The following is a 22,227-nucleotide window of genomic DNA, read 5'->3' on the forward strand; positions in this document are numbered from 1 at the left end:
CTCAGTACTATTTTGAGTCGTAGTTGGGGAGTTTGAGGCGAAGTGGGGGGTGGGGGTACCAAGGGTTTGCCCATCCGGCGGGAACGCTCGTGCCGGGTGGCTTTTCTGTCCCCGTCCCCATGAGGTCCCGATGTTCCAGCGCGCCACCAGCCCGTCCCGTGTCTCCCGCGTTTCCCGTGTCTCCCGCGTCTCCGTTCTGGCCGTCGGCCTCGGAGCATCGGTCGTGATGGGGGTGGCCGGCGTCGCGGCCGCCGCCGAGACCGGTGCGACGGGTGCCGTACAGGTTCAGGCCGCCGCCAAGAAGGCCGCCACCTGGGTGGACCCGGTCCGGAAGTACCGGCTGAGCGCGAGCTTCAACCAGGCCGGGAACATGTGGTCGTCCACCCACTCCGGCCAGGACTTCGCCGTCCCGAGCGGTACCAAGGTCGTCGCCGCGCACGGCGGCACCGTCGTCAAGGCCGGCGGCAACGGCGCCGGTGACGGGCCGGCGTACGGCAACGCCATCGTCATCCGGCACGGCAACGGGACGTACTCGCAGTACGCCCACCTCTCGCGGATCGGCGTGAGGATCGGCCAGGTCGTGGCGACCGGGCAGCGCATCGCCCTGTCCGGCAACACCGGCAACTCCAGCGGGCCGCACCTGCACTTCGAGATCCGTACGACCGCGAACTACGGCTCCGCGGTCGATCCGGTCGCGTTTCTGCGGGCCAAGGGCGTGACCGTCTAGCCGGTGGCGATCGGTGGCGATCGGTGGCGATCGGCGGAGGTCGGCTACGAGGGCTGGGCCGTGCCCTCGTGTGCCTGGGTGACCAGGCCGATCGCGACCTCCAGGACCGCCTTGCGCTTCTCCTCCTCGTCACCCGCGAGGTCCTGGAGGACGAACATCCCGGCGTGCAGGGTGAACATCGCGCTGATGCAGCGGACCTGGTCGACCAGTGGGGCGTCCGGGTCGATGATGATCTCCCGCATACCGAGCATGCGCGTCTTGAACATGTCGCCGATGCTCAGATCCCGGACCGTCGCCTGGTTCTCCTGCATGAAGCGGAAGAGCGGGGCGGCCTGGGTGAGCGCCTCGCCGTAGCGGCGGACGATCTCCTGCTTCATGGCGAGGGTGTGCGGCTGCTGCCGGCCCCACTCGATGAGGTCCTCGATCGGTTTCGTCAGGTCCTCGAACAGGCTGACGATGATCTCTTCCTTGGTCTTGAAGTGGTAGTAGAGCGCCGCCTTCGTGACATCGAGGCGCTCGGCGATCTCCCGCAACGAGGTCTTCTCGTAACCCTGTTCGGCGAAGAGTTCGAGCGCCACGTCCTGGATGCGCTGGCGGGTGTCCCCACGGCGGCGCTGCTTGGTGCGGTCCATGCTCGTACTCCGGCTTCTGCTGCGGGCGCGCCCTTGGTAAAAAACTTACTTGACGCCCGGCTAGTTAGGGGTCTAGCTTCCCCAGTGTAGTCAACTTGCCGGGCGGCAAGTAAGTAGGAGTATGTGGGGGAGTGGGCGGAGACGATGGCGGACGCGCAAGCGGTTGAGGACGAGCAGGACGAGAAGGCCGGGCTTGACGAGCGGGGCGGGCAGGGCGGCCAGAGCGAGCAGGGCAAGCAGGATGAGCAGGGCAAGCAGCCGCGGAGTGTGCGGGTGGTGCTGCTCGCGCTCATGATCGCGATGATGCTCGCCATGCTGGACAACATGATCATCGGTACGGCGATGCCGACGATCGTCGGTGAACTGGGCGGGCTCGAACACCTGGCCTGGGTCGTGACCGCCTATACGCTCGCCACCGCCGCCTCCACACCGATCTGGGGCAAGCTCGGCGACATGTACGGGCGCAAGGGCGTCTTCATGAGCTCGATCGTGCTCTTCCTGATCGGGTCGGCGCTCAGCGGTATGGCCCAGGACATGGGACAGCTGATCGGCTTCCGCGCTGTGCAGGGACTCGGTGCCGGCGGCCTGATGGTCGGGGTCATGGCGATCATCGGTGACCTGATACCGCCGCGCGAGCGGGGCAAGTACCAGGGCCTGATGGCCGGTGTGATGGCGCTCGCCATGATCGGCGGACCGCTGGTCGGCGGAGCGCTCACGGACCACCTGGGCTGGCGCTGGTCGTTCTACATCAACCTGCCGCTGGGTGTGGTGGCGCTCGCCGCCATCAGCGCCGTGCTGCACCTGCCGAAGAAGCGTTCGAAGACGCGGATCGACTATCCGGGCGTCGCGCTGCTGACCATCGGCATCACTTCCATCGTGCTCGTCACGACCTGGGGCGGTACGGAGTACGCGTGGGGCTCCGCCGTGATCATGGAGCTCATCGGGATCGGCGTCGCCTCCCTCGTCGGGTTCGTGTTCTGGCAGACCAAGGCCGCCGAGCCGATCATTCCGCTGCACATCTTCCGCAGCCGCAACTTCACGCTGATGTCGTTCATCGGCTTCGTCACCGGGTTCGTGATGTTCGGCGCGGTGCTGTTCCTGCCGCTGTACCAGCAGTCCGTGCAGGGCGCGTCCGCTACCAACTCCGGGCTGCTGCTGCTTCCGATGCTCGCGGCGATGATGGTCGTGTCCATGATCGCGGGGCGGGTGACGACGAGCACCGGCAAGTACAAGGTGTTCCCGGTGGCCGGCGGTGTGCTGCTGAGCGTCGGGCTGTATCTGCTCGCACAGATGGACACGGACACCTCTCGGCTGACGTCCGGTCTGTACATGGCCGTGGCGGGGGCGGGCATGGGCTGTCTGATGCAGATCACCATGCTGGTCGCGCAGAACAGCGTCGAGATGAAGGACATGGGTGTCGCGTCCTCCACGACCACGCTGTTCCGTACGCTCGGGTCCTCTTTCGGGGTCGCGATCATGGGGGCGTTGTTCAACAGCCGGGTGCAGGACGTGATGCATGAGCGGGCCGGGGCGCTGGGGTCCAAGGTGACCGAGCAGTCGGCGCAGTTGGATGCGGCGAGTCTGGCGAAGTTGCCTGCGGCGGCGCGGGAGGCGTATCAGTACGCGGTGTCTTCGGGGACGCACTCGGCGTTCTTGCTGGGGGCTGTGGTGGCGGTTGCTGTGCTGGTGGCTGCGGTGTTCGTCAAGGAGGTTCCGTTGAAGGGGGCGGGGCCGGAGAAGGATGCCCCCGGGGGCGGGGTTGCGGCTGAGGCGGTCTGACCGTCTGGGGTTCGCCCCCGCCGCCCCTACCCGTCCCATCCCTTCCTGGGGGCTGTGCCCCCAGACCCCCCTTTCGGCCCTGAAGGGGCCTCGTCCTCAAACGCCGGACGGGCTGGGGGGTACCGGGTCACCTGCTCGCACGGGGCAGCATCTGGTAGCTGCCTGTGTTGGTCGGGGCGTGTTCCGGGAGCCACAGGACCGCTACCGCGCCCTCTGCGGGGACGTCTTCCGGGGCGCCGGGTGGGCGTATGTTGCGGAACGTCAGGCGGGCGCCCAGGACTCGGGCCTGGCCCGCTGCGATGGTGAGGCCGAGGCCGTGGCCGTGGCCCGAACGGTCGCTGCTTCCCGTACGGAAGCGGCTGGGGCCGTCCGCCAGGAGGTCCTCGGGGAAACCGGTGCCGTGGTCGCGTACGCGGATGACCCGGCCCTCTACGGAGACCTCTATGGGCGCCTTGCCGTGTCGTGCCGCGTTGGCCAGCAGGTTGAACAGCACGCGCTCCAGCCGCCGGGGATCGGTCGTGACCTCCGACTCGTGCACCACGTGCACGGCGATCTCCGGGTCCTTCGCGAGTACTCGCCGGACCACGAACTCGCCCAGCATGATGTCCTGCAGCTCCGCCCGCTCCGACGCGCCGTCGAGACGGGCCACCTCCAGGACGTCCTCGACCAGCGTGCGCATGGCCTTCGCCCGGTCCAGGACCAGCTCGGTCGGGCGCCCGGGCGGCAGGAGTTCGGCGGCCGTCAGCAGACCCGTCACCGGTGTACGCAACTCGTGCGCGATGTCGGCCGTGACCCGCCGTTCCGCCTCCAGCCGCTGCTGGAGGGTGTCCGCCATCGCGTCCACCGCCCGGGCGAGGTCGTCGGTCTCGTCCTGTACGACACCGCCGATGGCGTCCCGCACCCGTACGTCCGTCTCGCCCCTGGCGACCCGGTTCGCGGCGGCCGCCGCCTTGCGCAGCCGGCGCGACAACTGGGCGCCGATGAGCACACCGAGCGCGCTTCCCCCGAGGACGACGGCGATCGAGCCGATGATCAGCGCCTGGTCGAGGTCGGCCATGATGTCCGTACTGCGGTCGGTGAACCCGGTGTGCAGCGACATGATGTGCCCGTCCTTGAGCGGTACAGCCGCCCAGATGTCGGGCACCCCGTCCGGCCGGTCGGTCACATAGGTCGCCCGGCGGCCCTGCGCCGCCTTCTCCCGCAGTTCCTCCGGCAGGTTCGGGTCGTCGACCTTGATGCCGGGGAAATTGGGCCGGCCCGACAGGTTGTAGTTGCTCTGCCCGATCAGGACGCGTTCGTCGGCGAGATCGCGGGCGCCGTCCAGCATCGAGACCCGGGCGGCGTTGTGCACGACCAGGCTGAGCGTGACCGCGATCAGCGCGCCGACCAGCGCGATGGCGGCGCTCAGCTTCCACCTCAGCCCGGTGTGCAGGCCCGCGAACGAAGTCAACCGGCTGAGTCGCCTGGCCCTGGACTGCCTGTCCCTGAGCTGTGTGTCCATGAGCTGCGTGTTCCTGGAGTGCATGGGCGGTCCGCTCAGGCCTTCAACTTGTAGCCGAAGCCGCGGACCGTCTCGATCCGGTCCTGGCCGATCTTCGTCCGCAGTCGCTGCACATGGACGTCGACGACGCGGGTGTCACCGCCCCAGCCGTAGTCCCACACGCGTTCGAGGAGTTTGTCGCGGGAGAGGACCGTGCCCGGCGCGGACGAGAACTCCAGCAGCAGCCGCATCTCGGTGGGGGTCAGGGCCACCGTCCGGCCTTCCTTGCGGACCTCCATGCCCTCGGTGTCGATCTCCAGGTCGCCGAAGACCAGCACCCCGCCGGTCACGGGCGCGCTGCCCTCCGAAGCCGCCGCGTTCGGGCCGCTCGCGTGCCCGAAGCGGCGCAGGACCGCGCGGATCCGGGCGACCAGGACGGCGCCGTCGAAGGGCTTCGTCACATAGTCGTCGGCGCCCGCCTCCAGGCCCAGGACCACGTCGATGGAGTCGGCGCGCGCCGACAGCATGATCACCGGCACGGTGGACTCGTCGCGGATACGACGGCACAGGCTGACCCCGTCGAGACCGGGGACCATGACGTCCAGGAGGGCGATGTCGGGCCGGTCCGCGCGGAACGCCTCCAGGCCGGACAGCCCGTCGGGCATGGCCGTGACCGCGAAGCCGTCCCGCTCCAGGGCGAGTTGGGTGGCCTCGCGGATGACGTCGTCGTCCTCGACGAACAGGACGTGGGTCTGGTCTGCCATCCCGGGTGCTCTCAGTTCTCGTCAGTTCGGGGGCGTCGTCGGTGTGTCGCCGTCGACCGCGCTGCTGTACTCGTTGTGGGTGCGGTACTCCAGTGTGAAGCGGCCCGCCGTCCAGCGATAGGTGATCACATTCTCACCGGACGGACTCGTCACGGGGTCGTCCTTCTTGTACACCTGTTTGGTGACCACCAGATCGCCCCGGTCGATCTCCGCGTACACCGGAGGCTCCTCGGCCCGGAAGACGTTGCGGTACCCGTCGTCCGTATCACCGCCGTCATCGTCCCGGCGGTACACATAGGAACCGACGCCGACGACATCGCTGCAGGTCATGACATTGACGACGACGTCGTCGGCGATTCCGCCGGTCAGGTTGCCGTACGACACGTCGACCGGGTACTCGTTCCCGACGCACGGCTTCAGCGCGCGCTTGACCGCGGGCGCGACCCCCGGATCGGCCAGCACCAGTCTGACCGCGTTCACCTCGTCCGGAGTGGCGTACGCCGAGGCCATCGGCGTCGGGTTCAGCTTGCCCGTGACGGCGTCCGCGCCCGCCGGGCCCTCGTCACGGGCGCCCGTGCCGCCGGTGGCGCAGGCGGAGAGGAACAGGGCGAAAGCGGCGAGCACGGCCGTCGCCGCGATCACCGCTTGAAAAGCCCGCCGGAGAGGGGCGGACAGGGCCGGCCCCATGGGCAGCCCCGGGGCGTGCCCCGGCCATCCCCGTGCACCCGGACTCGCACCGGGGTCCGTACGCATACCAGCACCGGGTGGCCCCTGGCTCGCCGACGGGAGCGAGCTGGTGCCCGTGCCCGCACGCGAGCCCGCGTCGGCGCCCTCGTTGTTCGCGTCCGTCCCCGTCCGTCCCGTCCGTGTCCGTGTCCGTGTCCGTGGGATCCCGGGATCGGTCGCCCCTGTGCCTAGGCCGCGCAACGCTCCCGCTCCTCATGCTCCAGCGCGCGTGCGTCCAGATCGCGGGCCTCCAGCTCCTCCCGGAGCCGGGCGAGCGCCCGGTGCAGCGTGCTCTTGACCGTTCCGGCCGACATGCCGAGGGCGGCGGCCGTCTCCTCCGTGGACATCTGCTCCCAGTGTCGCAGCACGACGACACTCCGTTGCTTGGGTGCGAGCACCTTCATGACATCCATCAGAAGCGCACGGTCCGCGTGCTGCTCGGTGGAGTCGTCCACACACGCGTCCGGGAGCTGCTCGGTGGGCACCTCCTCCAGCTTCCGCGCCCGCCACCACTCGGTCCGGGTGTTGATCATCACCCGGCGGAGGTAGGCGTCCGCCAGCCGCTTGTCCGCTATGCCCTCCCAGCGGCCGTACGTACGTACGAGCGCCGTCTGCAGCAGGTCCTGTGCGTCGACGGGGTCCGGGACCAGTCGACGGGCGCTGCGCAACAGCGCGTCCTGCCGTGTGCGGACGTACTCCTCGAACTCGAGCACCTCGCCCTGCTGCGCCATGTCGACCGCCTCCCGCTCCCCGTTTCCGACCCGTCTGCCGGCCGGCTTTCTGCCTTGTGGTCCGTACAGGGATGAAGCTACGGAGGGGTTGTCACGGGGTTGTCCGAGCCAGCCTGCGGGGAGCGCGCGGCTGTCCGTCGGTTGTGTAACGGAAATAGGGAAGGGGTAGGCGGGGAGGGTAATTGGTAGCTGTATGGGGCGATTTGGGGGCCGTTACAGAACCCCGAGCGTGTGGTTCAGCTGTGCGGCAGGCGATACAACCCGCCCGGCAGGGGTTCGACCAGACCGTCGGAGACCAGGCCGTCGAGAGCCCGGGCCCGCTGCACCGGCTCGTGCCACACACTGTCGAGCGCGGCCTGCGGTACGGGGGTGTGGGCGTCGCGGAGTACGGCGAGCAGCTTGCCGCGTACCTGACGATCCGTGCCCGCGTACGTCTGGCCGCGTCGGGCCGGCCCCTCGTGCTCGGGCTTCCCGGCGAGCAGCCAGGCGCACTGGGCGGCGATCGGACAGCGGTGGCAGGTCTCGTTCCTGGCCGTGCAGACGAGCGCGCCGAGTTCCATGGAGGCGGCTGCCCAGCGGGCGGCCGTGTGCTCGTCGTCGGGCAACAGGGCGCGGGCGAGACTGCGTTCGGCGGCGGTCGTGGCGTTCGGGGGGTACTGGACGCCGGTGACGGCACGGGCGAAGACACGGCGGACGTTCGTGTCCAGTACGGCGTGCCGCTGGCCGTACGCGAAGGAGGCGACGGCCGCGGCGGTGTACTCGCCGATGCCGGGCAGGGCGAGGAGCTGCGCGTGGTCGGTGGGTACGTCGCCACCGTGGCGTTCCGTTATGGCGACGGCGGCGCCGTGCAGGCGCAGGGCGCGGCGCGGGTAGCCGAGGCGGCCCCAGGCGCGGACGGCTTCGCCGGAGGGGGCGGCGGCGAGGTCGGCGGGGCGGGGCCAGCGGGTGAGCCACTGCTCGTAGACGGGGAGTACGCGGGTGACGGGGGTCTGCTGGAGCATGAACTCGCTGACCATCACGCCCCAGGGGCCGGCGTCGGGGTGGCGCCAGGGGAGGTCGCGGGCGTGGTCGTCGAACCAGTGGATGACGGGGGAGTGGAGGGGGGTGCCGTCGGCGATTCGGTGCGGGGGCTTCGTGGGCGCAGTCATGGCGGTTCCGATCCTGCCATGTGGGGTGGTTGTTTTCGCCCCCGCCGCCCCTACCCGTCCCATCCTTCTGGGGCTCCGCCCCAGACCCCGCTCCTCAAACGCCGCAGGGGCTGGATGGTGCCGGCCGGGGCTTGATCTTTCAGCCCGTCCGGCGTTTGAGGACGAGCGCGTTCAGCGCGAAAGGGGGGTCTGGGGGCGCAGCCCCCAGGGATGGGACGGGTAGGGGCGGCGGGGGCGAGACACGTGGGGGCGAACTGCCGCCCCTCCGGATGGAGTTTGCCGGGATGATGATCCGGAAAAGTTGAGGTCCCGGCGGCGGGTGGGGCGAGTGGAGTGGCTGATCTCTCGTACAGTTTGCGCCGTGGGATCTATGCGCAATCCGGTCGGGCCGCTTCCCTCCTCCATCTACTGGCGTCGGAGGGCCGTTCTGCTGTCTGCGCTCGCCCTGTTGACGTTGCTGGGCATCTGGCTCGTCGCCTCCGGTGGCGGAGGCGGTGACCACCGCACGGACGGCGCCAACGGCAAGGCTCCCGTGCAGACGATCACCCCGGGACCGTCCGGTTCGGGGCCCGCGATCAGCCAAGCCCCGGGCGGACGCGACGAGTCGAGCGGTTCGGGCGGTTCGGGCGGTTCGGACAGCGGGGGATCGGGATCCGGCTCGGGTTCCGGGTCAGGGGGGTCCGCCGGGCCCGGGGACTCCGGCGGTGCCGGCGGATCCGACAGCGGTGGCTCCGGCGGCGGTTCCGCCGGGACCGGTGCCGGCGGCGCGGGTACGGACGACGGCGTCAACGGCAGCGTCGGCAGCGGCGACACCCTTCCGGCCGGTTCCACCCTGCCCAACTGCACAGCAGGCGTCGTCCAGTTGAGCCTGCGCAGTGTGCAGAACGCCTACGCACCCGACGAGACGCCCACCTTCCAGCTCGTCGCCAAGAACTCCTCCGCCAACGACTGCAAGATCGACCTCGGCCCGAAGTCGGCCGTGGTGACGATCACGCAGACCAGCAGCGACGACGACATCTGGTCCTCGGACGACTGCCCCAAGGACGCCGCCGGCCTGCTGTTCCGGGTCTCGGCCGGCGACAGCATCACATACACCTTCGAGTGGGACCGCAGGGCGAGCGCCCCCGAGTGCGCCACCCCGAAGGCGGGGCCGGCGACTGCCGACACCTACCTCGTGGAGGCACAGGCCCCGGGATTCCCGAAGGCCCAGACGTCCTTCGTACTGGACAAGGACTGAGCGGTAGGTAGCAGGAGGAGTCAGCGGGAGCCGGCGCGAGTTACACGTACCGCTCGAGGATCGACGACTCCGCCAGCCGCGACAGGCCCTCCCGGACGCTGCGTGCCCTCGCCTCGCCGACCCCGTCCACCGTCTGGAGGTCGTCGACGCTCGCCGCCAGCAGCTTCTGCAGGCCACCGAAGTGCTCCACCAGGCGGTCGATGATCGCGCCGGGCAGACGCGGCACCTTCGCCAGCAGGCGGAAGCCGCGGGGGGAGACCGCCGAGTCGAGCGTCTCGGGTGAGCCGGTGTAGCCCAGGGCCTTGGCCACCGTGGAGAGTTCGAGCAGTTCGGCGTGGCTGAGCGCGTCGAGTTCGGCGAGCGCCTCGTCGACCGTGCGGGAGCGCTTCGCGGTCGGCTCGGGCACGTAGTCCCGGACCACCAGTTCGCGCTCCGGCTCCACGCCCGCGATCAACTCCTCGAGCTGGAGGGCCAGAAGCCGTCCGTCGGTGCCCAACTCGAGCACGTACCCGGCGATCTCCGTCGCGATGAGGCGGACCATCTCCAGGCGCTGCACCACCGCGGAGACGTCCCGGACCGTCACCAGGTCCTCGATCTCCAGAGCGGAGAGCGTGCCCGCGACCTCGTCGAGGCGGAGCTTGTAACGCTCCAGGGTCGCCAGGGCCTGGTTCGCGCGGGAGAGGATCGCGGCCGAGTCCTCCAGGACACGGCGCTGGCCGTCCACGTACAGCGCGATGAGCCGCATCGACTGGGAGACCGAGACGACCGAGAAGCCCACCTGCTTCGACACACGGTCGGCGGTGCGGTGCCGGGTGCCGGTCTCCTCGGTGGGGATCGTCGGGTCGGGGACCAGCTGGACGCCGGCCCGCAGGATCTTGGACAGGTCCGAGGAGATCACGATGCCGCCGTCGAGCTTGCACAGCTCGCGCAGCCGGGTCGCCGAGAACTCGACGTCCAGGACGAAACCGCCCGTGCACATCGCCTCGACGGTCTTGTCGGAGCCCAGCACGATGAGTCCGCCGGTGTTGCCGCGGAGAATCCGTTCAAGCCCGTCGCGCAGAGCCGTGCCGGGTGCCACGGCGCTCAGTGAGGCGCGCATCAGGCCATCGGCACCGGAGCTCCCACCGTACTTTCCGGGAGCTGCTGCCCGGTCGTTGGCTGCCACTGCACTCCTCCGGTCGCAGGTTCTGAGGCGCTGCCGTTCCGCACACGTTGTTCGTACGGACGGGCGAGACCTGCGCAAAGTCTACCGGCGGTCCTCCTCGTCCCGTGGGGCCTCTCGCCTACGCGACCTCGGGAGCACCCGCAGAGCGTCCCCCATGTCGGCGACTTCGAGGACTTTCATACCGGCGGGGATCTTGCCGGGGTCCGACGGAACGAGGGCGTGGGTGAAGCCCAGACGGTGGGCCTCGGCCAGTCGGCGTTGGACCCCCGTCACCCGTCTGACCTCGCCCGCGAGGCCGACTTCGCCGATCGCCACCAGGTTCTTGGGCAGCGGGGTGTCACTCGCGGCGGAGGCCAGCGCGAGGGCGATCGCGAGGTCCGCGGCCGGCTCGGAGAGCTTCACCCCGCCGACCGTCGCCGAATAGATGTCCCGCTTTCCGAGCGCGCTGATCCTGCCCCGTTGTTCGAGAACCGCGAGCATCATCGACACCCGGGACGTCTCAAGCCCCGACGTCGTACGCCTGGGGGAGGGGATCTGCGAGTCCACGGTGAGCGCCTGCACCTCGGCGACGAGCGGGCGTCGCCCCTCCAGGGTGACGGTCAGACAGGTGCCCGGCACCGGCTCGGCCCGCCGGGTCAGGAACAGGCCGCTCGGATCGGCGAGGCCCGTGATGCCCTCGTCGTGCAGTTCGAAGCAGCCGACCTCGTCCGTCGTGCCGTAGCGGTTCTTGACACCCCGGACGAGACGCAGGCGCGCGTGCCGGTCGCCCTCGAAGGACAGGACCACGTCCACCAGGTGCTCCAGGAGGCGCGGCCCGGCGATGGCGCCGTCCTTGGTGACATGGCCCACAAGGAGCGTCGACATCCCGCGCTCCTTGGACGCGCGGATCAGTGCCCCGGCGACCTCGCGGACCTGGGCCATGCCGCCCGGGGCGCCGTCGATCTCGGGCGAGGCCACGGTCTGGACGGAGTCGAGGACCAGGAGGGACGGCTTCACCGCGTCCAGGTGGCCCAGTACCGCCGCCAGGTCCGTCTCCGCGGCCAGGTACAGGTGGTCGTCGATCGCCTTGATGCGGTCGGCGCGCAGCCGGACCTGGCTCGCGGACTCCTCACCCGTGATGTAGAGCGTGCGGTGCTCGTCGCTCGCCGACTTCGCCGCCACGTCGAGGAGGAGCGTCGACTTGCCCACGCCCGGTTCCCCGGCCACCAGGACCACGGCACCCGGGACGAGCCCACCGCCGAGGACGCGGTCCAGTTCGGGCACGCCGGTGCTGCGGGCGGTGGCCTGCCGGCCGTCGACCTGGCCGATGGGGACCGCGGAGGTGGTGACGCGGCCCGGCGCCGTCGTACGGACCGCGGGCGCGCCGTACTCCTCCACCGTGCCCCACGCCTGGCATTCGCCGCAGCGGCCGAGCCATTTGACCGTCTGCCAGCCGCACTCGGTGCAGCGGTAGGACGGTCGGTCCTTCGCGGTCTTCGTACGGGCAGCCATGAGACGAACCGTATCCGGGACCACTGACAACGCCGCCGCCGACGGGTGCCGAAAGCCGAGCTCCCGGCGGCAACCGGCCACGTCAGGTCAGGAACAGGCCACGGAATCCGGAGTTCCTGTCCCCTATTGAGGGATCGTTTCACCCGTACGGATTAAAAGTGCTCAAGGCGGGCGAAGGGGTCGGCGTAAGACGCCTACGGTCGCACGGATGACGAGCAGCAGTCCGGACACCCCGACCCGCAGCACCGGTGCACACCGGGCGCACCGTGAGGCGCGCGACCGGTCGGCGGGGCGCACGCTGGTCCAGCGCCCGCCCGCGCGCTACGAGCCGTATCTGGACGGCCTGTTCACCTACTGCCTGTCCGTCCTGTGCGACCACGACGCGGCCACCGCCGCCCTCGGTGACGTCCTCGCGGTCGCCGAACGCCGCGGCCCGCGCGGTCCGGAGTCCGCCGGTGACCGCAGGGCCTGGCTGTACGCCCTGGCCCGCTGGGCCTGTCTGCGCAAGCTGGCCGAGGCCAAGCAGAAACGTCAGAGCACGCACGCGGCCGGCCGGCGCGGCAAGCGGCAGACGCCCGCCGCCCCGACGTCCCAGGCCGCCCCCGACTCCGCCGCCGTTCCCGTCTCCGAGGAGGTCCAGGAGACGCACCGCCGTGAACTGGCCCAGCTAGCCTGGCCGGAGGCCGCCGGCACCACCCCCGAACAGCGCGAGGCCCTCGAACTCGCCGTACGCCACAAGCTCGCCGCTCCCGAGGTCGCCGCCGTCCTGGGCCTCGACGCCACCGCGGCCCGCGAACTGCTGGCCTCCGCCGCCTGCGAGGTCGAACGCACCCGCGCGGCCCTCGCCGTCGTCGAGACCGGCACCTGTCCGAGCGTCTCCCGCCTCACCGGCGACCAGCAGCTGGTGCTCAGCAGCGCATTGCGCCGCGAACTGGTCCGGCATGTCGACGACTGCCCTCGCTGCCGCCGCACCGCCGAGCGGGCCGCTCCGGCCACCTGGCCCGGCGCCGAGGTCGCGCCGCCCGCCGAACTGCCCGTCCTGGAGGCACCCCGCGCGGCCCTCCACGTCGCGATGGCGCACCTCCCGCGCGCGCGGGGCGCCGCCGCCCCGCGCTTCGACCGGCGCGGCTTCCCGATGGACCCCAAGGACCGCGCCGCCCGAAGGGACCGCCTCCGCGCGCGTGCCGTCACGACCACGGTCGTCGCCACCGTGGTCGCCGCCCCCGTGTTCGCCCTGTGGGCGGCCTACCGCGGGGCGCCGGTGACCGGAGAGGGCGTCCCGGGGAACCGGTCGGCCACCGCGAGCGAGGCGCAGCGCCCCGACACCCTCGACGGCGAGTCGGGCGGCTACGAGAACGCCGGGAACGCGGGCAGCGCCGGCACCGCCCCCGGCAACGGCCTTGTCAGGAAGGACCACGGCACTCCGGACGTCTCCGTGGAGGTGATCAGCGCGGTCCCCGGCGCCAAGGAGAGCCCGGGCGTGCTCACCGTGGAGGCCTCGAGCGACGGCGACACGACGCTCATCACCCTGACCGCGTCCGGGCACACGCCGGTGCGCTGGACGGCGTACACCGGGGCGTCCTGGCTGTACCCGAGCCGGTCGGCGGGAACGCTGCGGCCCGGCGAGTCGTTCACGATCAAGGTGTACGTCGACCCTCTGCGCGAGCCGGCCGGTCACTGGGGCGCGCGGGTGTCGATCGCACCGGCGTCCGCCGTCGTCTCCATCGAGGGGTACGGCACCGCGCCCACACCGCCAGAACCGACGCCCGCGAACCCACCGGCCCCCGGTCCGCCCCGCCCCACGCTCCCGGCTCCCACGACCCCCGCCCCCACGACCTCGGCGCCCGCGACCCCGCCCCCCAGCGACCCGCCACCGTCCTCGTCACCCGACCCGGAGCCCACCCCGACCCCCACGCCGACGGCCTCGGTGACCTCGACCCCGGCCGACCCCGGAGGCTCCTCACCGCCCGTCGACAGTGACAGCCCGAGCCCCTCGATGGCGTCCTGAGCCCCGCCCCGCCTCAGCGAACGGGATCGGCGGGATGCGGAGCCAGCAGCGGCAGCTGCGAGGCCAGCCGCTCCTCACAGAGCTCCACCAGCCGGTCGTACCCCGCCTTGCCCATCAGCTCGACCAGCTCCGGCCGGTACGACACGTACACCGGTTCGCCCGCGCCGTGCGCCGAGGTCGCCGATGTGCACCACCAGTGCAGGTCGTGGCCGCCCGGCCCCCAGCCGCGCCGGTCGTACTCACCGATCGACACCTGGAGCACGCGCGTGTCGTCGGGCCGGTCGATCCAGTCGTACGTCCGCCGCACCGGAAGCTGCCAGCACACGTCCGGCTTGGTCTCCAGCGGCTCCCGGCCCTCCCGCAGCGCCAGGATGTGCAGCGAGCAGCCGGCACCGCCCGCGAACCCGGGCCGGTTCTGGAAGATGCAGGACCCCTGGTACGGCCGGGTCTGTCGCGAGCCCTCCTCGTCCTCCGACGTCCAGCCGGACGCCGTGCCGACGTCGTGGTGCTGCCAGATGTCGGGCGTGAGACGCGCCACAAATCCGGCGACGCGCTTCTCGTCGTCCTCGTCGGAGAAATGGGCACCCAGCGTGCAGCAGCCGTCGTCCGCGCGGCCGGCCTGGATGCCCTGGCAGCCGCTTCCGAAGACGCAGTTCCAGCGGGAGGTCAGCCAGGTCAGATCACAGCGGAAGACCTGCTCCTCGTCCGCCGGATCAGGGAACTCCACCCACGCGCGCGCGAAGTCGAGCCCCTTCTCGTCGCTCACCACCGCCGACTTGTCGGCCTTTGTCTTTTTCGTCTTGGGCACGAGACCAGGGTAAGTCGCTCGGGGCCCCTTCCGGCACCGCTCCGGGGGCCGACGCGGGCGCGGCTGGCAGTAGCGTTCCGTCCATGAGACTCGGTGTCCTCGACGTGGGATCGAACACGGTGCATCTGCTGGTGGTGGACGCGCACCCCGGCGCACGCCCCCTGCCCGCGCATTCGCACAAGGTCGAGCTGCGGCTCGCCCAACTCCTCGACGACGCCGGAGCCATCGGCCCCAAAGGGGTCGACAAACTCGTCGCCGTGATCCAGGACGCGCTCCAGGCGGCCGAGGACAAGGGCGTCGAGGACCTGCTGCCGTTCGCCACCTCCGCCGTGCGCGAGGCCAGCAACGCCGACGACGTCCTCGCGCGCGTGCAGGCCGAGACAGGCGTCGAGCTCCAGGTCCTGACCGGCTCCGAGGAGGCCCGCCTCACCTTCCTCGCCGCCCGCCGCTGGTTCGGCTGGTCGGCGGGCAAGCTCCTCGTCCTCGACATCGGCGGCGGCTCCCTGGAGATCGCCTACGGCATCGACGAGGAGCCCGACACCGCCGTCTCCCTCCCCCTCGGTGCCGGCCGCCTGACCGCGGGCTGGCTCCCCGGCGACCCGCCCGACCCCGACGACATCAGGTCTCTGCGCCGGCATGTACGCGCCCAGATCGCCCGTACGGTGGGCGAGTTCAGCCGTTTCGGCGCCCCGGACCACGTCGTCGCCACGTCGAAGACGTTCAAACAGCTCGCCCGCCTGGCCGGCGCGGCCCGCTCCACTGAGGGCCTGTACGTCCAGCGCGAGCTGAAGAGCGAGTCCCTGGCGACCCTGGTCCCCGAACTCGCCTCCATGACGACAGCGGAACGAGCAGCCCTCCCCGGAGTCTCGGAAGGCCGGGCCGGCCAGCTCCTCGCGGGCGCCCTGGTCGCCGAGGCGGCGATGGACCTCTTCGCCGTCAAAACCCTGGAGGTCTGCCCCTGGGCCCTACGAGAGGGCGTAATCCTCCGTCGCCTGGACCACATGGGCACCCACATGGGCACGGAGTAAACCAATCCCGGTACTTCTCGACGGACCTGAGAAGCACCCCCCAGGGGCGCGAGGAACTGCGCGACAAGCCACACGACCCGCACCCGCCCGACAACCGATCCCTCTACGGCGACCGGGCGCCCCCGACCCACCCGCACATACACACCCCGTAACCTGTCCCCATGGCGGAGCCAGTCGTACGCATCCCAGATGCGAAGGTCGCGCTGTCCACAGCCTCCGTGTACCCGGAGTCGACGGCAACGGCCTTCGAGATCGCCGCGCGTCTCGGATACGACGGCGTCGAGGTCATGGTCTGGACGGACCCCGTCAGCCAGGACATCGAAGCCCTGCGCAGACTGAGCGACTACCACCAGATCCCCATCCTCGCCATCCACGCGCCCTGCCTCCTCATCACCCAGCGCGTCTGGTCCACGGACCCCTGGACCAAGCTCCAGCGCGCGCAGGCGGCCGCCGAGAAGCTCGGCGCGTCGACCGTCGTCGTACACCCCCCCTTCCGCTGGCAGCGCCAGTACGCGCGTGACTTCGTCACCGGCATCTGGCGCATGGCCGACGAGACGGACGTCCGGTTCGGCGTCGAGAACATGTACCCCTGGCGCTACCGCGACCGCGAGATGCTCGCGTACGCCCCCGACTGGGACGTCACGAAGGACGACTACCGGCACTTCACGATCGACCTGAGCCACACCGCGACCGCCCGCAGCGACGCCCTGGAGATGGTCGACCTCATGGGCGACAGGCTCGGCCACGTCCACCTCGCCGACGGCAACGGCTCCAACAAGGACGAGCACCTGGTCCCCGGCCGCGGCACGCAACCCTGCGCCGAGCTGCTCGAACGGCTCGCGCTGACCGGTTTCGACGGCCATGTGGTCATAGAGGTGAACACCCGGCGCGCGATGTCCGGCGTCGAGCGCGAGGCCGACCTCGCCGAGGCGCTCGCCTTCACCCGCCTCCATCTGGCGTCGGCCGTCAGGGCCGTCCCCGGCGGGGGCCCGCGCCCATGACCAGCGCCGCCCCCCGCCGCCGGGGACGCCCCTCCCGTACGGACTCCGCCGACGCACCCGCGGCGCGCGACCGCATCCTGGCGGCGGCCCGCGAGGAGTTCGCCGAACGCGGCTACGAGAAGACGTCCGTACGCGGCATCGCCAAGTCCGCGGGCGTCGACTCGGCGCTCGTGCACCACTACTTCGGCACCAAGGAGCAGGTCTTCGAGGCGTCCATCGAGGTCGCCGTCGGTCCCCTGCTGAGCGCACCCGGCTCGATCGCCGAAGGCCCCCTCGACGGCGTCGGCGAGCGGCTGGCCCGCTTCTTCTTCGGCGTCTGGGAGAACCCGGCCACCCGCAAGGCACTGCTCGCGATTGTCCGCTCCGCCATGAACAACGAGGCCGCCGCCGGAGTCTTCCGCCGCCTGATCTCCGCCCAGCTCCTGCGCCGCGTCGCCGTCCAGCTGAACCTCCCGGACGCCGAACTCCGAGCCGAACTGGCCGCCGCCCAACTCGTCGGAATCGCGATGCTCCGTTACGTCATCAAGGTCGAACCCCTGGCCTCGGCAAACCCGGACGAGATCATCGCCAGGGTGGCCCCGGTGATCCAGTCCCACCTGACCAACGCCTGAGTTCAGCGGCGGGACGCGAGGAGGGGCCTTTCAGAGGCGCGGGGAACTGCGCGACAAGCCCCCACCGACCCGCACCCGAAAACGAGACACCCATCCCGCATGACGGACTCACCGTCCAACCCGTGGATAACCGGCGTACCCTCGACGGAGTCACACTCTTCGAAGTAGCGAGGCGAGCGAAGATGCCCGAGCTGAGGTCCCGCACAGTCACCCACGGCCGCAACATGGCGGGCGCCCGCGCCCTTATGCGCGCCTCCGGTGTACCGGGCGCCGACATCGGGCGCAAGCCGATCATCGCGGTCGCGAACAGCTTCACGGAGTTCGTGCCCGGCCACACCCACCTCCAGCCGGTCGGCCGCATCGTCAGCGAGGCCATCACCGCCGCCGGAGGCATCGCCCGCGAGTTCAACACGATCGCCGTCGACGACGGCATCGCGATGGGCCACGGCGGCATGCTGTACTCCCTGCCCTCCCGCGACCTCATCGCGGACAGCGTCGAGTACATGGTGGAAGCCCACTGCGCCGACGCCCTGATCTGCATCTCCAACTGCGACAAGATCACCCCGGGCATGCTGAACGCCGCCCTGCGGCTCAACATCCCCACGGTCTTCGTCTCCGGCGGCCCGATGGAGTCCGGCCGCGCGACCCTCGTCGACGGCACGGTCCGTACGCTCGACCTGGTCGACGCGATCTCCGACGCCGTGAACGAGAAGATCTCGGACGAGGACATCCTCCGTATCGAGGAGAACGCCTGTCCGACCTGCGGATCCTGTTCCGGCATGTTCACGGCCAACTCGATGAACTGCCTCGCGGAGGCCATCGGCCTCGCCCTCCCCGGCAACGGCTCGGTCCTGGCTACGCACACGGCCCGCAAGGCCCTGTACGAGAACGCGGCCCGCACGGTGATGGACATCACCCGCCGCTACTACGAGCAGGACGACGAGACGGTCCTGCCCCGCAGCATCGCCACCTTCGCGGCCTTCCAGAACGCCATGGCGCTCGACATCGCGATGGGCGGCTCGACCAACACGATCCTGCACCTGCTGGCCGCCGCCCAGGAGGCGGGCGTCCCGTTCGGACTGGACGACATCAACGAGGTCTCGCGCCGCGTCCCGTGCCTGGCGAAGGTCGCGCCGAACGTCGCCAAGGACCGCACGTACTACATGGAGGACGTGCACCGCGCCGGCGGTATCCCCGCCCTCCTCGGCGAGCTGCACCGCGCCGGACTCCTCAACGAGGACGTGAACTCGGTTCACAGCGCGTCCCTCGCCGACTGGCTGAAGACGTGGGACGTGCGCGGCGGCTCGCCGTCGCCGGAGGCCGTGGAGCTGTGGCACGCGGCGCCTGGCTGCGTCCGCTCCGCCCAGGCCTTCTCCCAGTCGGAGCGCTGGGAGGCCCTGGACGTCGACGCCGAGGGCGGCTGCATCCGCAGCGCCGAGCACGCGTACTCGAAGGACGGCGGCCTGGCGGTCCTCAAGGGCAACCTCGCCGTCGACGGCTGCGTCGTGAAGACGGCCGGCGTCGACGAGTCGATCTGGACCTTCGAGGGCCCCGCGGTCGTCTGCGAGTCGCAGGAAGAGGCCGTCGAGAAGATCCTCAACAAGAAGATCACGCACGGCGACGTCGTCGTCATCCGCTACGAGGGCCCCAAGGGCGGCCCCGGTATGCAGGAGATGCTCTACCCGACCTCGTTCCTCAAGGGCCGCGGCCTCGGCAAGACCTGCGCCCTGATCACGGACGGCCGCTTCTCCGGCGGCACCTCGGGCCTCTCCATCGGCCATGCCTCCCCCGAGGCGGCCTCCGGCGGCACCATCGCCCTGGTCAAGGACGGCGACCGCATCCGCATCGACATCCCGAACCGCACGATCGAGCTGCTGGTCGACGACACCGAGCTGGCCCGCCGCGAGCAGGCCCTGAACGGCGTCTACGCCCCCGTCTCCCGCGAGCGCAAGGTCTCCGCGGCCCTGCGCGCGTACGCGGCGATGGCGACGAGCGCCGACCGCGGCGCGGTGCGGGACGTGTCCAAGCTGGGCTGAGGCCGGTCGTACATCCGCGCACATCCGCATGAGAAGGGCCGCTCCCCGAGGAGCGGCCCTTTTCCATGCGCTTCCGGTACGCGCGTCACCAGGCGGCCGGGTCCGCCGCGTCCACGGCGAAGACGGAACCGTCCGGCGCGCTCGCGTAGACGCGTCCGCCGGCGACGACGGGGGCGGGCAGCGAGGCGGCGATCGTGTCCGAGGCCGCGCCGAGGCGGGGCGAGGTCTGCCCCGCGAGCTTCCCCGTACGGGCGTTCACCGCGAGGAGGCGTCCGTCGGCGGAGGTGAAGTACACATACCGCCCGTCCACGGCCGGCGCGGAGCCGAGGGTCACGGACGTCTCCAGCCGCCACAGCTGCTTCCCCCCCTTCAGGTCCAGGGCGAACATCGAGCCCCCGGCGGCCAGCAGATAGACCGTGTTCCCCCGTACGACGGCTTGGGCCCGCTGGAGCGCAACCTCCACCTCGACCTTGCGGGAGGCGCCGGTCGCCGGGTCGTAGTCGAGGACGGCGACCGTGCCCCCGGCCACGGTGTCGAGGGCGGCGAAGAAGACGGAGGTGCCCGCGTCGGTGGTGCCGATGGGCTTCAGCCGCCCGGTCAAGCTGTCCTGCCAGCGCACGTCACCCGTGCCCGGGTCCAGCGCGACGACCCGGGTGGCCGCCCCGTCCGCGATCTTGGCGGTGGCGTACGCGAGCCGGTCACCGGCGAAGGAGAACAGCTCCGGGCCGCTCAGACCGGCGATGCGCCGCTTCCACTTGCTGTCGCCGGACGCGCTGTCGACGCCGGTGACCTTCCCGTCGGGGCCGGTCAGGAGGGCTGTACCGCCGGCGTACCGGAGGCCGACGCGGCCCGCAAAGGTCTCCTGCCAGCGGGTGGCGCCCGTAGCGGGGTCGAGCGCCTCGATACGGGGTCCCGAGTCCAGCGGGGGGTGCACGAGGCCGCCCGACAGGACGGGCGGGCGGCTCGGAATGATGGAGGCGTCGATCGGGTGCCGCCACAGGACGGTGCCGTCGTCGGGGTCGATGGCGGAGACGAGACCCTGCTGGGCGCAGAACAACTTGCCGGTGCCGTACGTGCATTGGGGCATGTCGGCGTTGCCATCGTTGTCCGGCCGCACCGCCCACGCCCGGAAACCGGCCGCCGCTGTCGTCGAACCGGCCCCGGCGGCAGGGCCCTTGGGCTGGGCGACCGGATCACCGCCGAACACCCGCACCGAGGCGAACACACACCCGGCGGCGAGGGCGAGCGCCCCCGACGCAAGAAACACGCGCTTGCGCAGCCGCCGAGGACCCGAACTCCCGGAGGAGGAAGGGGAGTCGGCAGAAGCAGACGCAGGGGAAGCAGGCGACGCAGGAGAAACAGCCGCAGGCGAAGCACTGCCAGACGAATGGGAGGAGCGACTGCCGCGTCGCTCCCCGGCCTCGAACGTCTGGGTGTCGTAAGAGGCGGCAACAGACCGCAGCTCCCGCATCAGTTCATCGGGAGTCGGCCGGTCCTCGGGTTCCTTGGCGAGGCAACGCAGCACCAGCGGGGCGAGGTTGGCCGGTACGCCGGTCAAGTCGGGCTCGTCGTGCACGACTTGGTAGGCGACGACATAAGGGCTGTCGGAGTCGAAGGGCCCGCGCCCGGTCGACGCGTGCACCATCACCGACCCGAGGGCGAAGATGTCGGCGGCGGATCCCACCTCACGTGGCCGCCGGAACTGCTCGGGCGCCATGAACGGCGGCGTGCCGATCAACTTGCCTGTCTCGGTGCGCAGTTCGCTGTCCTTCGGCCGAGAAATGCCGAAGTCGATGACCTTCGGACCGTCCTCGGCGAGCAGCACATTGCTGGGTTTCAGGTCCCGGTGGACGACTCCGACCCGGTGGATGTCCCGCAGTGCCTCGGCGAGCCCGGCCATCAGCCGCCGCAACTGGCCGGCACTCATGGACCCGTTCCGCTTCACCTCGTCGGCGAGGGTCGGCCCGGGAATGAACAGGGTGGCCATCCAGGGCCGTTCGGCATCGGGATCGGCGTCGACGACGGGCGCGGTGAAGGCACCGCTGACGCGCCGGGCAGCCGCGATCTCCTGCCGGAAACGCCCTCTGAACTCGGGGTCCTTGGCGAACTCGCCGTGCACGACCTTGACCGCGAGCTTCATCCCGGAGGTGCTCCGGGCCAGGTGCACCACGCCCATGCCGCCGGAGCCCAGCCGTGACTCCAGACGGTACTGACCGGCGTACTCCGGAAATTCCGCTTCCGCGCCGGTTCCGGAGTTCCGCTGTGGCGTCATGGACTCACCCCCGTGCTGTTCGGCCGCGCGCGCGACGCACGGAGCCTAGTCGATGAGGGGTGGCGGACAGAGGCGGCTTGCTGATGTTGGTGTACGAGTTTCGTACATGTGTTTCATGGCCTGATTTAGGGGTATCACCCCGATCCCATGACAGCCATGGGCGTACGACGGGGGAGGGTTTTCCATGTCCACAGAGCACATCGGGGAAAGAACGGCCGACGAGGCGACAGAGCGAGAGGTCGCCACAAGCCGTACGGAACTGAAGATCACGACGACGTCCGTCCGCACCTACGCGGTCGCCCCCGGCTACCGCCTCAACGTCCGCAGCGGCCCGGGCACCAGCTACACGATCATCCGCGTACTGTCCGAGGGCGCCAGGGTCCCGATCTACTGCCAGCGCCCCGGCGAGGCCATCGCCGGTCCGTACGGTACGTCGAACATCTGGGACAACATCGACAACGGCGAGTACGTCTCGGACGCGTACGTCCTGACAGGCAGCGACGGCTACGTGGCAGCGCACTGCTCCTGACCCGCACACCGCACCCGGGCACCGGTGCCGGTGCCCGGGCTGCCCATAATCAAA

At 70.7% G+C, this 22,227-nt stretch carries 19 protein-coding genes; 9 read left to right on the plus strand and 10 right to left on the minus strand.

From position 1 onward, the window contains the following. Positions 1-130: 130 nt before the first annotated feature. Positions 131-727 carry a M23 family metallopeptidase gene (locus tag PV396_RS30955; protein WP_319210299.1) on the plus strand — a complete coding sequence of 199 codons (597 nt, stop codon included), beginning with the start codon at positions 131-133 and terminating at the stop codon, positions 725-727. Positions 728-771: 44 nt separating this feature from the next. Here the strand turns inward: PV396_RS30955 and PV396_RS30960 are convergent, their stop codons facing one another. Next, positions 772-1,359, minus strand: coding sequence for a helix-turn-helix domain-containing protein (locus PV396_RS30960; protein ID WP_319210300.1), 588 nt, complete (start codon positions 1,357-1,359; stop codon positions 772-774). 144 nt (positions 1,360-1,503) lie between these two features. On the opposite strand from PV396_RS30960, the gene PV396_RS30965 reads away from it, so the two are divergent. Then, the gene (locus tag PV396_RS30965) at positions 1,504-3,138 is read left to right on the plus strand and encodes an MDR family MFS transporter (protein ID WP_319210301.1); all 1,635 of its coding nucleotides are present in this window, start codon (positions 1,504-1,506) and stop codon (positions 3,136-3,138) included. A 127-nt stretch (positions 3,139-3,265) separates the two neighbouring features. Here PV396_RS30965 and cseC read toward each other — a convergent pair whose 3' ends face one another. From cseC to PV396_RS30990, 5 genes are all read right to left on the minus strand, one after another. Beyond that, a complete protein-coding gene (cseC, locus tag PV396_RS30970; RefSeq protein ID WP_319210303.1) occupies positions 3,266-4,639 on the minus strand; it encodes a two-component system sensor histidine kinase CseC in 1,374 nt (457 codons plus the stop codon). A gap of 35 nt (positions 4,640-4,674) precedes the next feature. Continuing rightward, positions 4,675-5,382 carry a two-component system response regulator CseB gene (gene cseB / locus PV396_RS30975; protein WP_319210304.1) on the minus strand — a complete coding sequence of 236 codons (708 nt, stop codon included), beginning with the start codon at positions 5,380-5,382 and terminating at the stop codon, positions 4,675-4,677. 21 nt (positions 5,383-5,403) lie between these two features. Beyond that, positions 5,404-6,069 (minus strand): hypothetical protein, encoded by a 666-nt coding sequence (locus PV396_RS30980; protein ID WP_319210305.1) that lies wholly within the window; start codon positions 6,067-6,069, stop codon positions 5,404-5,406. Positions 6,070-6,296: 227 nt separating this feature from the next. Continuing rightward, positions 6,297-6,839, minus strand: a complete 543-nt coding sequence (locus PV396_RS30985; protein ID WP_319210306.1) for a SigE family RNA polymerase sigma factor — start codon at positions 6,837-6,839, stop codon at positions 6,297-6,299. Positions 6,840-7,075: 236 nt separating this feature from the next. Further along, positions 7,076-7,987, minus strand: coding sequence for an A/G-specific adenine glycosylase (locus PV396_RS30990; protein ID WP_319210307.1), 912 nt, complete (start codon positions 7,985-7,987; stop codon positions 7,076-7,078). 361 nt (positions 7,988-8,348) lie between these two features. Here PV396_RS30990 and PV396_RS30995 point away from each other — a divergent pair, with 361 nt between their 5' ends. Beyond that, on the plus strand, positions 8,349-9,224 hold the full coding sequence (locus tag PV396_RS30995) for a hypothetical protein (protein ID WP_319210308.1): 876 nt from the start codon (positions 8,349-8,351) through the stop codon (positions 9,222-9,224). Positions 9,225-9,264: 40 nt separating this feature from the next. Here PV396_RS30995 and disA read toward each other — a convergent pair whose 3' ends face one another. Then, a complete protein-coding gene (disA, locus tag PV396_RS31000) occupies positions 9,265-10,389 on the minus strand; it encodes a DNA integrity scanning diadenylate cyclase DisA (RefSeq protein WP_319210309.1) in 1,125 nt (374 codons plus the stop codon). An 81-nt stretch (positions 10,390-10,470) separates the two neighbouring features. After that, a complete protein-coding gene (gene radA, locus PV396_RS31005; RefSeq protein WP_319210310.1) occupies positions 10,471-11,880 on the minus strand; it encodes a DNA repair protein RadA in 1,410 nt (469 codons plus the stop codon). Positions 11,881-12,088: 208 nt separating this feature from the next. On the opposite strand from radA, the gene PV396_RS31010 reads away from it, so the two are divergent. Continuing rightward, a complete protein-coding gene (locus tag PV396_RS31010; RefSeq protein WP_319210311.1) occupies positions 12,089-13,888 on the plus strand; it encodes a hypothetical protein in 1,800 nt (599 codons plus the stop codon). 13 nt (positions 13,889-13,901) lie between these two features. Here PV396_RS31010 and PV396_RS31015 read toward each other — a convergent pair whose 3' ends face one another. Further along, positions 13,902-14,696, minus strand: a complete 795-nt coding sequence (locus PV396_RS31015; RefSeq protein ID WP_319210312.1) for a hypothetical protein — start codon at positions 14,694-14,696, stop codon at positions 13,902-13,904. Positions 14,697-14,779: 83 nt separating this feature from the next. On the opposite strand from PV396_RS31015, the gene PV396_RS31020 reads away from it, so the two are divergent. The 4 genes from PV396_RS31020 (at position 14,780) to ilvD (ending at position 19,372) form a co-directional block, all read left to right on the plus strand. Next, positions 14,780-15,724, plus strand: a complete 945-nt coding sequence (locus PV396_RS31020; RefSeq protein ID WP_319210313.1) for a Ppx/GppA phosphatase family protein — start codon at positions 14,780-14,782, stop codon at positions 15,722-15,724. A 161-nt stretch (positions 15,725-15,885) separates the two neighbouring features. Further along, positions 15,886-16,725: a sugar phosphate isomerase/epimerase gene (locus PV396_RS31025; protein WP_319210315.1), complete on the plus strand. Its 840-nt coding sequence runs from the start codon at positions 15,886-15,888 to the stop codon at positions 16,723-16,725. Further along, a complete protein-coding gene (locus tag PV396_RS31030) occupies positions 16,722-17,336 on the plus strand; it encodes a TetR/AcrR family transcriptional regulator (RefSeq protein ID WP_319210317.1) in 615 nt (204 codons plus the stop codon). Before PV396_RS31025 ends, PV396_RS31030 begins: the two co-directional genes overlap by 4 nt. 182 nt (positions 17,337-17,518) lie before the next feature. Beyond that, on the plus strand, positions 17,519-19,372 hold the full coding sequence (ilvD, locus tag PV396_RS31035; protein ID WP_319210318.1) for a dihydroxy-acid dehydratase: 1,854 nt from the start codon (positions 17,519-17,521) through the stop codon (positions 19,370-19,372). Between the two features lie 85 nt (positions 19,373-19,457). On the opposite strand, the gene PV396_RS31040 is transcribed toward ilvD, so the two are convergent. Continuing rightward, positions 19,458-21,644 (minus strand): serine/threonine-protein kinase, encoded by a 2,187-nt coding sequence (locus PV396_RS31040; RefSeq protein WP_319210319.1) that lies wholly within the window; start codon positions 21,642-21,644, stop codon positions 19,458-19,460. Between the two features lie 184 nt (positions 21,645-21,828). On the opposite strand from PV396_RS31040, the gene PV396_RS31045 reads away from it, so the two are divergent. Next, positions 21,829-22,173 (plus strand): SH3 domain-containing protein, encoded by a 345-nt coding sequence (locus PV396_RS31045; RefSeq protein ID WP_319210320.1) that lies wholly within the window; start codon positions 21,829-21,831, stop codon positions 22,171-22,173. Positions 22,174-22,227: the final 54 nt, after the last annotated feature.

This window comes from Streptomyces sp. ME02-8801-2C, from assembly GCF_033793965.1.
In the GTDB taxonomy this organism is placed as follows: Bacteria; Actinomycetota; Actinomycetes; order Streptomycetales; family Streptomycetaceae; genus Streptomyces.